The sequence below is a fragment of the Arthrobacter sp. K410C genome (genome assembly GCF_059090105.1).
On sequence record NZ_JBNHFJ010000004.1, the window covers coordinates 106,597 to 120,650 of the forward strand.

Here is a 14,054-nt window from a genome sequence, read left to right on the forward strand (position 1 = left end):
CTAGGATGCCAATGCGGGCCAGGGCACGCTGGGCGTTCGGCCACATCGCCAGCACAGTCCCGACGGCGGGCAGTTCCGGCCGCTTCTCATAGACAGTGACCCGAAACCGGGTTTGATCCAGGCAGGCCGCGAGCGCCAGCCCGGCGATGCCACCTCCGACGATCGAGATCGTTTCCATGCGCAAATCCTACTACTTTTGTAGTAGAACCGGAGCGGGTCACTAGACTGGCTTCATGCCGGACCGCCGCACCCAACTGCTCGATGCCGCACTGACCGTGGTAGCGGACAAGGGGATGAAGGGCCTCACCCACCGGGCAGTGGATGCCGCAGCAGGACTGACGGAAGGGACAACGTCAAACTACTACCGCAACCGCGCAGCCCTGGTTGATGCAGTCCTCAACCGCCTGCTGCAACTGGATGCCGAACTCCTGCGGAACGTCGGCCCGGCCGGCCCGCCGTCGAACATCGCCGAACTGGCCGGACAACTCGCCGCGATGGTACTGGGCCTGGCCAGGCAGCACACCGGGCTGACCCGCGCCCGAATGGCCCTTTCCCTGGACCACCCCGAGGCCGTGATGGCCGGGCATCGGCTTCTGGTGGGCGGATTGGAACAGATGCTGGTGGCGATGGGCGTCCCGGACGCACCGTCCCGGGCACGGGATGTGGCGGACTATGGCGACGGCCTCCTGCTCCACCTGCTGACCGTACGGCGCGACGACGAGCCGGACGCGGCCGCCGTTGCGGCCGCCATAGGGCGCTTGATCGGCTAGCGTGCGCCCGGCCACCCCGTGTAGGCCTCCGCGAAGTACGCCAATGGTCCGGCACCCAGCGTACCGGGCAGCGGTCAGCCCGCCGTCGTCCGTTCCCGGAACCGGCGCCAGGCAACCGGGGCCAGCACCACGGCAATGCCGACGGCGGCTCCAATCACCGTTTCAATGATGCGGTCGCGGAGCAGGATGGCCGGCGAGGACGGGACCACCAGAAGCGTGGAGATCAGGGCAAGCGGTGTCACGAAGACCTGGGCCAGCAGATACTGGCGGATGATGAACATCTCCGCACCGAACTGGCAGAGTGCCATGACCAGCACCGTCTGCCACGGCTGCAGCTCCAGGAGCACGACGCCGGCAAGGATCACCAGGCCCAGCATGGTGCCGATGATCCTTTGGATGCCGCGGCGGATACGGTGGCGGGTGGTGTGCCCCACCAGGGGAACCACAGCTGCCACCATGGCCCAGTAATTGTGGCCGAATCCCAGCCGCTCCCCGGCCCAGGTGGCGAGCGCTCCGGCGAGTCCGGCAGCCACCAGGTAGCCGAGGCCCTCCAGCCAGGCCGCTCGCTTTTCGTCGGTGGTCCGGCGGATGGGCCGGGGGCGGGTCCAGGGGGTGCGGTGGCAGGGCAGAATCCTCGCGGAGATCCCGATCAGCAGGCACAGCGCCGTGGTGAGGACCGACACCAGCATCCCCTGCCAGAGCGGGGGCTGGTTGGGGATGGATGCGATGGCGGCGAAGGCGAAGATGTGGAACAGGGAGCCGGCAGGCCGCAGCCGGAACCAGGAGATGGCCATCGAGCAGGCGCCGGCCACGACGGTGGTGGCGAGCACCAGGAGCCAGGTGGTGGTTGCGGTGTCCAGCCCCCACGCCGCCTGCATCCTCGCGGCCAGCGAGGCGAGGAGGATGACCAGCAGCATGAGCAGGCCGGCCCGCAGTTGCAGCCCGAAGCGGACGCCATGGGGTTCGCCGCGGCCGTAGATCCCGGTGAAGGCGCCGAAGGAAGCGAAGATCGCCAGGTCCAGCCGTCCCAGGAGCACCAGGGTGAGCAGTGGAACGAAGACTCCCACAGCGCACCTCAGGGCAGGGTGGTGGTCCTTGTTGCCAGGGGCAATGCTGAACATTTCCGCGAGCATCTTCACGTGGACAGTGGCGCCTTTCCTGCAGTTTCCGGGAGGAGGTTTCTTACGGGCGGCCGCGCTGACGTTCCTGCTAAATCCTAAGGGGCACACACCGGAAACCATCCGGCGCGTTCCCTTGAATGGAACGAGGAGGCAATGCGACTGAAACAGCGGCCCGTGATGCTTATGCCATGAAGCCCAGTGCACGGAACTCCCCCGCGGCCGAACTGAGCTGTGAAGTCTGCGGCCTGATGCCCCAGCCGACTAAGGCGCGGCTGACCCTGGCGAACGTGGCCGTGATGCTCCCGATCGAACTCCTGGTGCATGCTCTGGTGGTGGGCACCGAGCTTCCATACCTGGCAAAAGTACTGGCCTTGGCGGTCACCGCCACTGTCCTGGTCATCTGGGTGGCGGAACCCTCGGCCAGCAGGATCCTGCGCGGCTGGCTGCACGCTCCCGCCCTGCGGCTGCGCAGGAAGCTGGGCACCGCACCCGCGCTGTGGCGGGCGCGCACCGTCCTGCGCGATGAGCCCGGCTCGCTGCAGCGTGTCACCAGGGCGCTGGCCCGGACAGGTACCAACATCCTGAGCATCCACGTGCATCCGGTGCCCGGCGGCGTCCTGGACGAGTTTGTCCTTGCGGCACCCGGCGGCATCGGCGAGCGCGAGCTTCTGGACGCATTACGGGACGCCGGCGGCTCCGCCCCGCAGGTGTGGCCGACAACCAGCCTGGCGATGGCTGACGGACAGACCCGCGCGCTGAGCCTTGCCGCGCGGATCGCCGATGCACCTGATGAACTGCCGCTTGCCGTGGCGGAACTGCTGCGGGCCCGGATCCTCACCCCGGCCGAAGAGGCTGCGGCCCCCGCCGCGAACGACGCCGGCACCCGGCTCAAGATCCCCACCGCATGGCACGGCCCCATCACCTTCGCCCGGCCCGGCGAACCGTTCACACCGGCAGAGTCCGCCCGGGCCCACCGGCTCGCAGAACTCGCCGAAATCCTGGCATACCGGTCGCCCGCGCCACCGGAATAGCACTGCCAGCCCGGCTCCGCGGCGGTCACAATCCGTTTGCAGCAGTTTCCGGCGGGGATTTCGGGAAAGTCCTTGACAGTGGTGCGGGTCACTCCTACCGTTGTTTTTGGGATCCCAAAGCGGGATCCCAAAACTGAACAGCCGGCGCTCCGGATCGCTGGCCGACGCGTTGCCCCTGATTCCGCGGAACCCGCCATCTCAGAGCCGGCCCGCCCATCCCGCACTTTCCCCATCCGTATACTTCCCCGTGAAGGAGAAGCTGTGTCCATTCCAAACACCGAGACAACGGCGGCGTCCGCCGGCGATACTTCCCCAGACCAGACCCCGGGCGAGACCCGCAAGGACGGCGTGCAACGGCGCACCTCCGTCCGCTGGAAGCTCTTCCTCCTGCTGCTGGTCCTCGTTGCCGTCAACTACATTGACCGGGGCTCCATCTCGGTTGCCCTCCCCATCATCCAAAAGGAGTTCAATCTCGCTCCTGAACTGGTGGGCCTCCTGCTCTCCGCCTTCTTCTGGACCTACGCCCTGATGCAGATTCCGGTTGGCTGGCTGATCGACAAGTTCGGACCCCGCAAGGTCATGACCGCCTCATGCGTCGGCTGGGGTGCGGCCACTGCCGCATCCGGCATGGCAGGTGGTTTCCTCAGCATGTTCATCGCCCGGATGGGCATCGGCGTCACCGAGGCGGGCGTGATGCCCGCCGGCGGAAAACTCAACGCCATCTGGATGCACAAATCCGAACGCGGCCGCGGTGCCACCATCCTCGACGCCGGCGCTCCCCTGGGTGCCGGGCTCGGCGGCATCATCATCGCCGGGCTCATCGCGGCCACCGGCAGCTGGCGCTGGGCGTTCGTCATCGCCGGCGCCGCCACGGTACTCATGGGCGTGGCCGTCTGGTGGTACGTCCGCGACAATCCCCGGGAGCACCGTGGGGTCAACGAGGCCGAGGCTGCCTACATCGAGGCCTCCCACGCCGAAGAGGATGCCGAGGCAAAACTGGATGGCAGCCAGGGCAAGCGCGCATTGCTCCCCTACCTCAAATTCCGTTCCTTCTGGGCCATGTGCTTGGGATGGCTGGGGTTCAACGGCGTGTTCTACGGCCTGCTGACCTGGGGACCCCTCTACCTGGCACAGGCAAAGGGCTTCGATTTGAAGACCATCGGCTGGTCCACCTTCGTGATCTTCGGAGCAGGTTTCGTGGGCGAGATCATCGGCGGCACCATCGCCGACAAGTGGCGGGCCTCCGGCGCGTCGGCCAACCGCGTCATGCGCACCCTGCTGGGCATCTCCAGTGCCGTGGTCATCGGCGGCCTGGTTGGCGTCACGCTGGTCGCGGACCCCACCACCGCCGTCGCACTGCTCTCGCTTGTCATGTTCTTCCTGCGCTGGGTGGGTCTGTTCTGGAGCATCCCCTCCATCTTGGGCGGCCGCACGAATGCGGGTGTCCTGGGCGGGGCGATGAACTTCAGCGGCAATATCTCCGGCTTCGTCACTCCCATCGCCGTGGGACTGATTGTGGGTGCAACGGGCTCCTACACCTGGGCGCTGCTCTACTTCGTGGGCTCGGCGATTGTCATGGGCGCCTCCGTGCTGACGCTGAACTACAACAAGCGGCTTCCTGTCTAAGCTAGCCATCCAAGGCAACACCTGATCCGCGTTCCCGCTGCCGGGAGCCGTGTCCACCAAGAATCCGATTGGAGCACCATGCTGACCGCAGAAGAAACCCAGGACAAAGAACGCCCGCTGCGCGAGGCCGTCCGGGACACGCTCCGCACCCGGATTTTCGAAGGACACTACCCTCCCGGCACGCGGCTGGTGGAACGCGACCTCGCGGCTGAATTCTCCGTCTCCAGGCTTCCGGTCCGCGAAGCACTCCGCATGCTCCGCCAGGAGGGGCTGATCAGCGACCGGGGCGCCCGGGGAGCAGAAGTCAGCACCCTGAGCCCCAAGGATGTGGAGGACCTCTTCGATGTCCGCCAGTCCCTGGAAGTCCTGGCCTGCCGGCTCGCCGCTGTGCGGGCCACCGCAGAAGACCTTGCGTACCTGAAGGGGCTGCTGGACAGCGCAGACGATTTCCTGGCTAAGGGCGCCGTGATGGAAGCGCACCGTGCCAACAGCGAATTCCACGATGCCATCACAGGCATCGCCGACAACAACTTCCTTAAGTCGGCACTGGAGCCCCTGCAGGGCCGGATGCACTGGCTGTTCCGCCATGTGAGCGACCTGCCGGAGCTGATCAGAGAACACCGCGAACTGTATGCCGCGATTGCCAGCGGCGATCCCGACCGTGCCGCGGCACAGTCTGCGTCCCACATCGGCAAGTACCGGGAGCAATTCCCGGAGGACTTCCAAAAAACCGAACCCCAACTTCACCGGAAGAGATAATGCGACTCCTGGTCATCAACCCCAACATCAGCGACGATGTCACAGCCCTGATCGAATCCGAGGCACTGCGCTCCGCCGCGCCCGGGACCGAGCTGGTGGTCCGCACGGCCGGCTACGGCATGGAGTACATCGAGACCCGCTTTGAATCCCTTGTGGCCGCCGGCGCCGTGGCTGAAATCATTGCCACGCATACCCTCCCCGGCGCTGAAACCGTGGATGCAGTGGTGGTTGCGGCCTTCGGCGACCCCGGGATGCCGGCGCTGAAGGAACTGGCCGGCGTGCCCGTCATCGGCATTACCGAAGCTGCGCTCTGCGCCGCTGCACTGCAAGGCCACCGCTTTTCCATCATCGCCATCTCGGACCGGATCAGGCCCTGGTACCAGGACTGCGTGGACCGGTTCGGCCTTGCCGGACGCCTGGCCTCCATCCGTTCGATCAACGAATCCCTTAAGGGCATCAGCTCCGTCCAGCAGGACTTCAAGGAAACCCTGCTGGCACTGAGCCGCCAGGCCGTGGCGGAGGACGGCGCCGACGTCGTCATCCTGGCAGGAGCCCCGCTCGCCGGGCTCGCCCGCGAACTGAAGGGACAAATCCCTGTTCCCGTGGTGGACGGGATCTCCGCCGGAATCCGGATGGCGGAAGCGGTGGCGGGACTCCAGTCCGGCCCGCACCGTGCAGGCGCCTTCGCTCCGCCGCCCGCCAAGTTCCGCGCCGGCCTCAGCCCCGACCTCGACGCAGCCCTCACCGCAGCCCAGGACAGCGCAGTCCCCGCGCTGCCCACCGCCTGAACCAGCAGCTTTCCCCGAAGGAGGACACCGATGTCCCGCCAGCCAGACCTAGTCATTGCCAACGCCACCGTGGTCAACAGCGATGGGCGCAGGGCCGCCCATATCGTGGTCCGGGACGGCCTGGTCACCGAACTCGCCGACGCCGCTGGGCCGGCGCCTGCCGCCGCACGTACCATCGACGCCGCCGGCAGGCTGGTGATACCCGGCGGCGTGGACGGCCACTGCCATGTTGCCCAGGTGACAGGCCGCTTCCGCACCCTGGACGACTACCGCACTACATCCACCGCAGCCCTGTGGGGCGGCACCACTACCATCATCGACTTCGGAATTCCACGGGACGCCCAGGAGACACCGCTCGCCGCCGTCCTGAACAAGAAGGAGCTGGCCATCGAATCCCGGTGCGACGTCGCCCTTCACGGTGCCGTGATCAACTGGGACGAAACGGTGCCGTGGCAGCTGGAGCAGCTCGCCGCCGAAGGGGTGCGGTCGGTGAAGATGTATACCACCAACCGCGGCACCACCATGGCCGACGGGGACACCATCCTCAAGGTCATGCGTGAGATGGTCCGGCTGGACGGCCTTACCTACATCCATGCCGAGCACGACCCCATCATCGCTGACTGCACGGAACAGCACGCGCAGGATGGCCGGATCGGCATCGGGCACCTGCACCGGACCCGGCCCGAGCTGGCCGAAGAAACCTCCGTCAAGGAGACCCTGGCCATGGCCGAATACATCGGTGCTCCCGTGTACTTCGTGCACCAGTCCACCCCCGGGGCGGTAGACCTGGTTTCCAATGCGCGCGCCCGTGGATTGGAGGCCTTCTCAGAGACCTGCCCCCATTACGTCACCCTGGACGATTCGGTCTACGGCTCAGCCTTTCCGGAGTGGTTCGCTTGCTGCCCTCCCATGCGCAGCGCCCGGACAGTGGCCGCACTCAGGGAACGGCTGGCCAACGGTGCCATCCACACCATGTCCTCGGACCACTCCTGCTACGACCTCTCCCAGAAGCGCGAACGGACTGACGACGTCCGTGCCATGCCGCATGGCCTGCCCGGCGTGGAGACCAGGATGCCCGTCACCTTCACGGCAATGACAGCCGAGGGCGCCAGCGTGGAGGCCTTCGTGGAGGCCTTCTCCGCTGGCCCGGCGCGGATTAACGCCGTGCCCGGAAAAGGCCGCATCGCCGAAGGGTTCGACGCCGACCTCGTCATCTTCGACCCCGCCGAGGAACGCACCGTTGACGGCGCAAACCTGCACATGGGAACCGACTTTTCGCCTTTCCACGGGGATGTGCTGGCCGGCTGGCCCGCCGTCGTTGTTTCCCGCGGCCGGGTGGTGCTGGACGGGGAGGGATTCCACGACCCCGGCGCCGCCGGCCGCTTCCTTGCCCGCAATGGCTTCCGCCAGCACCAGTCCACCTACCCCGCCGGCGTTACCCACGCCGCCGCTATCTAGGAGCACCCAATATGCCAGCGACAACACGGCCCCGCAGGATCGGCATGATCGTGCCTTCCTCCAACACCTGCCTGGAGCCGCAGACCTACCGGATCCTCGGTAACCGCACCGACGTCACGGTCCATTTCACCCGTATTCCGGTCACCAGGATCGCCTTGGACGATTCTTCCGACCGGCAGTTCGATGCGACTGTCATGCGCGAGGCGGCCAGGCTTCTTGCGACGGCGGACGTGGACGTTATTGCCTGGAACGGCACCTCCGGCTCCTGGCTCGGTTCTGCACACGACCGTGAACTCGTGGCAGAAATTACCGACGCCACCGGCATCCCCGCCACCACATCCACCCTGGCCTACCTCGAGGCCTTTCGCACTTTCGGCACAGAACGGATGGCGCTGTTTACCCCGTACACGGAGGACGTCAACCGCCAAATCATCGCTTCCTACGAACGGGAAGGGATCAAGACAGTTGACCACCGTGCCCTGGGCCTAAGCGACAACGAGTCGTTTGCCCGGGTCACCGACGATGAAATGCGGCCCGGTTCGCGGGAACTGGCAGCTGCTGCCCCTGACGCGCTCATCTACCTGTGCACGAACCTCTACGGCGCCAGCATCACGGCGGAAATCGAGGAAAGCACCGGCGTTGCCGTGCTGGATTCGGTGGCGGTGACGCTGTGGCATGCCCTGAAGCTCGCAAACGCACCGCTGCTGGAGCCGCGGTGGGGCAGGTTGCTGGGGTAGCAACATCTACATGCGAAGCGTCAGGGCCCCCGGATCCAGGGTCATCAGGACGTGCTTGCCCTGGCCCTCATGGTCGCCGTCGAGCTGGTAATCGTCCTTGTGCTCCAGGATGATTTCCACGGATTTGCCCTGGAAATACTCCACGGAAGTATCCTTGTTCCGGCCCTTGACGATCATTCCGGCGAGTACCGAGAGCCAGCCCAGCCGCCCATGGTGGGGGGCCAGGACGGCCACATCCAGCAGCCCGTCATCCATCTTCGCCTCCGGGAAGATCTCCAGGCCGCCCTGGACCTTGCCGCAGTTACCCACCATGACGCTGCGGACCCCGCGGTGCACGGCCCGCTTGCCGTCGATCACGACGGTAGCCCTGACCGGCTTGCCGGGCAGGTTGCGGATGCCGGCGTCCACGTAGGCCAGCCAGCCCACCTTGTGCTTCAGCTCCTCGTCCGTGTCCGCCATGATGGTGGCGTCGTAGCCAACGCCCGCCATCACCAGGAACAGCTGTTCCATGTCAGGGTCGCTCCGGCGGGCGCGGACGACGTCGATCTTCCGCTCGGTTCCTGCGAGGGCGCCGGCCATGGCACCGTCAAAGTCCGTGATGTCCATGCCCAGGTTGCGTGCCAGCAGATTGCCCGTGCCCAGCGGCAGCAGGCCCATCGGCACCTCCCCGCCGGAGAGGACTTCGGCCACGCACCGTACGGTGCCGTCACCGCCGCCCGCAATCACGATGTCAGCGCCCTGGGCGAGGGCCTCCCTCGCCTGGCCCACGCCGGGGTCCTCCTTGGTGGTCTCGAACCACATCGTCTCGCCCCAGCCGTTTTCGGCGGCGTGCCGGGCGGCAAGTTCCTTGACGTCGATGTCCACCGTTTTGGCCGGATTGATAATGATGGCTGCGCGCTGGGGGGTGAGCGGGCGGGTGGCAGTCATGGCGTCCTTCGGTGGCAATTGGAAAGGCTACTTCTGAAAGAAGAGTAGCCTGCCGGGGCCGGGTTCGGAGCCGGTGTGGCAACGTCCGCAGGCTACAGCGCCTTCACTGCTCCCAGCACCTGCGCCAAAGATTCCTTCGCATCGCCGAAAAGCAGGGACGTCTGCGGCTGGTACAGCAGCTCGTTTTCGATGCCCGCGAAACCCGGCCGCATGGAGCGCTTGAGGAACACTACCTGCCGCGCCTCGGCCACCTCCAGGATGGGCATGCCGTAGATCGGTGAACCGGAGGAGGTCTTGGCTGCCGGGTTCACTACGTCGTTGGCGCCCACCACCAGCGCCACGTCCGCCGTCTTGAACTCGGGGTTGATCTCCCCCATTTCCTTGAGCGACTCATACGGCACGTTAGCCTCTGCCAGGAGCACGTTCATATGCCCGGGCATCCGGCCCGCCACCGGATGGATGGCGAAATCGACGTCGATGCCGCGCGCTTCCAAGGCGTCAGCCAGCTCTGCCGCCGTATGCTGCCCCTGCGCCACCGCCAGGCCGTAGCCGGGGACAATGATCACCCGCTGCGCGTATCCGAGCAGCACCGCCACGTCCTCCGGACTGGAGGACCGGACGGGACGTTCGCTCACGGCGGTGGAACCCGCCGTCGACCCTCCCCGGAAGGCGCCGAACAGGATGCCGGCCACGCTGCGCCCCATCGCTGCGGCCATGGCGCGCGTGAGGATGGTACCGGAGGCGCCCACCAGGGTGCCGGCCACCACCAGGAGGACGTTGCCGAGCACTACGCCGGACGCGGCGACGGCCAGGCCAGTGAACGCGTTCAGCAGCGAGATCACGATGGGAACGTCCGCCCCTCCCACAGGCAGCACCAGCAGGACGCCGGCGGCCAGCCCCAGCACAAGGAGGAGCACTGCAAGTACGGGGGAACCGGTGAGGACGACGGCGACGGCGGACGCCACAGCGGCGAGCAGCACCGCCGCCATCACCACCGGGAGCCCGGGAAACACCACGGGACGGGTGGTCATCAGTTCCTGGAGCTTCGCAAACGTGACGCCGGACCCGGCGAACGAGACGGCACCCACCAGGAGCGTGAACACGATGGCAAGGCGTACCCAGGGATCGTCCGTGTGGGCCAGTTCGAGGAGGGCCACAAGGGCAGCGGCACCGCCGCCCACGCCGTTGAAGATGGCTACCAGCTGGGGCATTTGCGTCATTTTCACACCCCGGGCCACCGGGGCTGCCACCACGGTGCCCACCGCGATGGAGCCGAGGATCCAGGGGATGTTGTCCAGCCGCACGGACAGGAACACAGTGAGCACGCCGATCAGGGCACCAAATGCCCCGATGAGGTTGCCGCGGCGGGCGGTCCGCGGGGAGCTGAGGCCGCGCAGCGCCAGGATGAAGAACACGGCAGCCACGAGGTACAGCAGCGCCGTCCAGACGGGATCGAGGAGGATCATTTGCTGCCTGCCTTTTTCGCCGCCGGCCGGGTGACCTCTTTCTTCGCGTGGAACATGTGCAGCATCCGGTCCGTGACCACGAACCCGCCCACCAGGTTGGCGGTGGCCATGACGACGGCCAGCAGCGCGATGGCCAAGACCCATGGGTCGCCGGCCTGGCCGGCGACGATGATGGCGCCCACCAGGATGATGCCGTGGATGGCGTTGGCGCCGGACATCAGGGGTGTGTGCAGGGTGCTGGAAACTTTGGAGACCACCTCGAACCCAACGAACACGGCCAGGACCGTGATGGTCAGCAGGCTCATTCCGTCCATCAGAGTGCCCCTTCCTGCCGTGCGTGGATCCTCTGCGCCAACAGTTCGGCGGTGGGCTGGTGCCGCACCCCGCCGTCGTGCGTCAGGCATGCGCCCGCCAGCACCTCGTCGCCGAAGTCCGGGGCAACGGTGCCGTCCCGCACCATGAGCGCCAGCAGGTTTGCCACGTTCTTGGCATAAAGCCGGGACGCATCCGAGGCCATTGCGGAGGCCGGATCCTTGAGCCCCACCAGGCTCACGTGTCCTGCGCCGTCGGCTGTGGGGACCGCGATATCCGCACCGGCGACCACGCCCTCCACGTTGCCGCCCGATTCGGCAGCGAGGTCGACGACGACAGAGCCGGGCCGCATGCCCTGCACCATTTCCCGGGTCACCAGGAGCGGGGCGGGCCTGCCGGGGACGGCCGCCGTCGTAATGAGGACGTCCGACTGGGCGACGTGTGGTGCCAGCAGCTGCCGCTGCCGGGTTCCGGCGTCGCTGCTGAGCTGGCGGGCGTAGCCGCCGGCCTCTTCCGCCGTCTCGAGGTCCAGCCGGATGAAGGTGCCGCCCATGGATGCGACCTCGTCGGCGGACGCGGGGCGGATATCGTTCGCGAAGACACGGGCGCCCAGCCGCTTCGCGGTGCCGATGGCCTGCAGCCCTGCCACGCCGGCGCCGAGCACCAGGACCCTGGCGGGGGGCACCGTCCCGGCAGCCGTCATGTAGAGGGGAAAAAAGTGCGGCAGCCGGATGGCCGCTTCCAGGACGCAGCGGTAGCCGGCCACCAGGGCCTGGGAACTGAGGGCGTCCATTGACTGCGCCCGGGAGATCCGGGGGACCAGTTCCAGCGCGAAGGAGGTGATGCGCCCGTCCGCGAGCGCCTGCACGGTGTCCAGTTCGGACGACGGCGAAGCGAGGCCAACGGTGACGGCCCCCGGCTTCAGGGAAAGGGCCGTATGCGGGTCAAGGGGCCGGACGTGGGCCAGGACATCGAGTTCCTTCGCTTCCAGCAGGGGCACGACGGCGGCTCCGGCCTGGCGGTACTCGTCATCCGCATGTCCGGCGGCTTCACCGGCGCCGGACTCTATGAGCACTTCAAGGCCCATGCCTGCCAGTTGCTTGACCGATTCCGGCGTCGCGGCCACGCGCCGCTCGCCCTCGCGGTGTTCCCGCGGTATGCCCAGTTTCACCCGCCAAGCTCCCTCCTGCCGCGACCGGCAGTCGTGTGGCAGCCGCTCTGCTGCGCACAGTTGGCTTGAGTCTAGAGCGCGCACTGCTGCTGCGGGAGTAGGACGGCGGCTTGAATGGCAAACAGTTACGTTTGGCCCACGCCCGCCCGCCCTAACCAGAATTTTTGGGCAGGTATGGTGACCTCCAAGGGCTGCCGGGCGGCCTAGTCATCTGGCGGGCGGGAACGACATCAAATTCACACTTTTCAGGAAGGGAAGGCTACCCTAAGTCGTTCCCATCTTTTGTTCCTGCTTCCCCGGCAGCACTGCAAGGCGGTATTTTCGTGCGCTCGTTCCTTCGGCCCCGCGTCCTCGTGGCAGCCCTCACCACCCTCACCCTGGCCGGCTGCGGCTTCAGCGGCACCCAGACGCAGTCCGTCCAAAGCACCGCCGCCGCGGACACCAGCCAGCGTATCGTGGTGGACAACTTCCGGGCCCCGGTGGCCAACTGGGCCCTCGAATCAGATGCCGCCTACATCCTCTCCCTCTCCGGCTGCCTGGAGACGCTGACCAAGTATGACCAGGCCGAGGGCAAGGTTGTGCCGTTCCTGGCCACCGAATGGAAGCAATCCTCCCCGCTGGACTGGGACTTCACCATCCGCCAGGACGTGTCGTTCCAGGACGGAACCAGGCTCACTGCCGAATCCGTGGTGGCCGCACTGAACCACGTCCTGGATGCCAAGGTCCCCGCCCGCGCCTTCAACCGCACCATGATCAGCAATGTCAGCGCCGTGGACGCGAGCACCGTCCGTGTGAGCACCCCGGCCGAGAACCCTTTGGTCCCGTACCGCCTGGCGAGCGTCAACACCGGCATCCTGGCCCCGGCAGCCTACAAGGACACCGAGGTGGACCCGTTCGGCCACTGCACCGGCCCCTTCACCCCGGTCTCGGAAAAAACCAAGCAGTCGCTGACGCTTGACCGCAATGAAAACTACTGGGGCGGCGACGTCCAGCTGGCAGGGGCGGAGATCCGCTTTATCACCAACGGCGCCACCCGCGCCGCCCAGGTCCAGACCGGCGAAGCGGACATCTCCCTCTCCATCCCCGTCGCCAGCCTGGCCACCCTGAAGGGCGCTGCCGGCGTCACCGTGTTGGGCGCCGACTCACCACGTACAGCCACGCTTTACATGAACAACGGCCGCGCCCCGCTGGACAACGTCGACGTGCGCAAGGCAATCCGCGATTCCCTGGACCTGGAGGCCCTGGCTGCCAGCGTCTACGAAGGCGCGGCCCTGCCAGCCACGGGACCTTTCGCACCGTCGGAGCCCTGGGCCGGCGACGCGCAGGAGGAGTACAAGCAGGACCTGGAGGCGGCCCGCGCCCAGCTGGAAAAAGCCGGCTACACCCCTGACCGCCCGCTGGAGATCATCGCCATCGTGGAGCGCGCCGAGTTCGCGGACGTCGCCGCGGTCATCCAGGAGAACCTGAAGGCCATCGGCATCCCGCTGTCCATCCAGGCAAAGGAATACGCGTCCGCGGAACCTGACGTGCTGGCGGGCAACTACGACATGCTGCTCAGCCAGCGCAACCGGCTGATCGACATCGCCGACCCCATCGGCTTCCTGACGGCCGACTACACCTGCAAGGGCACGTACAACCTGAGCCACTTCTGCGATGCCGAGTACGACAGGATCATCGCCGAGGCGGCCAAGACAGTGGACACCAACGAACGGTACAAGCTGTACGCGGAAGCCGGTCAGATCCTCCGGGACAAGGCGGTCAACGCCTGGCTGGTCAACGAACAGGCCACCGACGCGATCCGCACGGATGTCCTGAACTACGTGCAGGATCCCCTCTCCCGGTACGTCCTGACGGCAAAGACGGCCAAGGCCGCCTCCTAGCCCCTCAG

General features: G+C 66.8%; 13 protein-coding genes and 1 pseudogene. 8 read left to right on the forward strand and 6 right to left on the reverse strand.

The window, feature by feature from the left end; all coding sequences use genetic code 11:
- Positions 1–112: 112 nt before the first annotated feature.
- Positions 113–178 (reverse strand): annotated as a pseudogene (locus tag AC5RU7_RS08735) (hypothetical protein); the annotation flags it as partial.
- A gap of 55 nt (positions 179–233) precedes the next feature.
- Here AC5RU7_RS08735 and AC5RU7_RS08740 point away from each other — a divergent pair.
- Positions 234–770: a TetR/AcrR family transcriptional regulator gene (locus AC5RU7_RS08740; protein ID WP_494051916.1), complete on the forward strand. Its 537-nt coding sequence runs from the start codon at positions 234–236 to the stop codon at positions 768–770.
- 74 nt (positions 771–844) lie between these two features.
- Here AC5RU7_RS08740 and AC5RU7_RS08745 read toward each other — a convergent pair whose 3' ends face one another.
- Entirely contained in the window at positions 845–1,909 is a 1,065-nt protein-coding gene (locus AC5RU7_RS08745; protein ID WP_494051917.1) for an FUSC family protein, read from the reverse strand.
- A 170-nt stretch (positions 1,910–2,079) separates the two neighbouring features.
- Here AC5RU7_RS08745 and AC5RU7_RS08750 point away from each other — a divergent pair, with 170 nt between their 5' ends.
- The 6 genes from AC5RU7_RS08750 to AC5RU7_RS08775 all read left to right on the forward strand — a co-directional run bounded on the left by AC5RU7_RS08750 (position 2,080) and on the right by AC5RU7_RS08775 (position 8,290).
- Positions 2,080–2,922 (forward strand): ACT domain-containing protein, encoded by an 843-nt coding sequence (locus AC5RU7_RS08750; protein WP_494051918.1) that lies wholly within the window; start codon positions 2,080–2,082, stop codon positions 2,920–2,922.
- Between the two features lie 261 nt (positions 2,923–3,183).
- Complete coding sequence (locus AC5RU7_RS08755) at positions 3,184–4,548, forward strand: MFS transporter (RefSeq protein ID WP_494051919.1); 1,365 nt, start codon at positions 3,184–3,186, stop codon at positions 4,546–4,548.
- Between the two features lie 78 nt (positions 4,549–4,626).
- Positions 4,627–5,307: a GntR family transcriptional regulator gene (locus AC5RU7_RS08760; RefSeq protein WP_494011497.1), complete on the forward strand. Its 681-nt coding sequence runs from the start codon at positions 4,627–4,629 to the stop codon at positions 5,305–5,307.
- Positions 5,307–6,095 carry an aspartate/glutamate racemase family protein gene (locus tag AC5RU7_RS08765; RefSeq protein WP_494051920.1) on the forward strand — a complete coding sequence of 263 codons (789 nt, stop codon included), beginning with the start codon at positions 5,307–5,309 and terminating at the stop codon, positions 6,093–6,095. The genes AC5RU7_RS08760 and AC5RU7_RS08765 overlap by 1 nt, the downstream gene beginning before the upstream one ends.
- 30 nt (positions 6,096–6,125) lie before the next feature.
- A complete protein-coding gene (locus tag AC5RU7_RS08770) occupies positions 6,126–7,553 on the forward strand; it encodes an amidohydrolase family protein (RefSeq protein WP_494051921.1) in 1,428 nt (475 codons plus the stop codon).
- 11 nt (positions 7,554–7,564) lie between these two features.
- On the forward strand, positions 7,565–8,290 hold the full coding sequence (locus AC5RU7_RS08775; protein ID WP_494051922.1) for a maleate cis-trans isomerase family protein: 726 nt from the start codon (positions 7,565–7,567) through the stop codon (positions 8,288–8,290).
- A gap of 6 nt (positions 8,291–8,296) precedes the next feature.
- Here the strand turns inward: AC5RU7_RS08775 and AC5RU7_RS08780 are convergent, their stop codons facing one another.
- The 4 genes from AC5RU7_RS08780 to AC5RU7_RS08795 all read right to left on the reverse strand — a co-directional run bounded on the left by AC5RU7_RS08780 (position 8,297) and on the right by AC5RU7_RS08795 (position 12,166).
- Complete coding sequence (locus tag AC5RU7_RS08780) at positions 8,297–9,217, reverse strand: diacylglycerol/lipid kinase family protein (RefSeq protein WP_494051923.1); 921 nt, start codon at positions 9,215–9,217, stop codon at positions 8,297–8,299.
- Between the two features lie 92 nt (positions 9,218–9,309).
- Positions 9,310–10,683 carry an NAD(P)(+) transhydrogenase (Re/Si-specific) subunit beta gene (locus tag AC5RU7_RS08785; protein ID WP_494051924.1) on the reverse strand — a complete coding sequence of 458 codons (1,374 nt, stop codon included), beginning with the start codon at positions 10,681–10,683 and terminating at the stop codon, positions 9,310–9,312.
- The gene (locus AC5RU7_RS08790; RefSeq protein WP_494051925.1) at positions 10,680–10,997 is read right to left on the reverse strand and encodes an NAD(P) transhydrogenase subunit alpha part 2; all 318 of its coding nucleotides are present in this window, start codon (positions 10,995–10,997) and stop codon (positions 10,680–10,682) included. Before AC5RU7_RS08790 ends, AC5RU7_RS08785 begins: the two co-directional genes overlap by 4 nt.
- Positions 10,997–12,166, reverse strand: coding sequence for a Re/Si-specific NAD(P)(+) transhydrogenase subunit alpha (locus tag AC5RU7_RS08795; protein WP_494051926.1), 1,170 nt, complete (start codon positions 12,164–12,166; stop codon positions 10,997–10,999). The genes AC5RU7_RS08790 and AC5RU7_RS08795 overlap by 1 nt, the downstream gene beginning before the upstream one ends.
- Positions 12,167–12,489: 323 nt before the next feature.
- On the opposite strand from AC5RU7_RS08795, the gene AC5RU7_RS08800 reads away from it, so the two are divergent.
- The gene (locus AC5RU7_RS08800; RefSeq protein WP_494051927.1) at positions 12,490–14,046 is read left to right on the forward strand and encodes an ABC transporter substrate-binding protein; all 1,557 of its coding nucleotides are present in this window, start codon (positions 12,490–12,492) and stop codon (positions 14,044–14,046) included.
- Positions 14,047–14,054 lie beyond the last annotated feature (8 nt).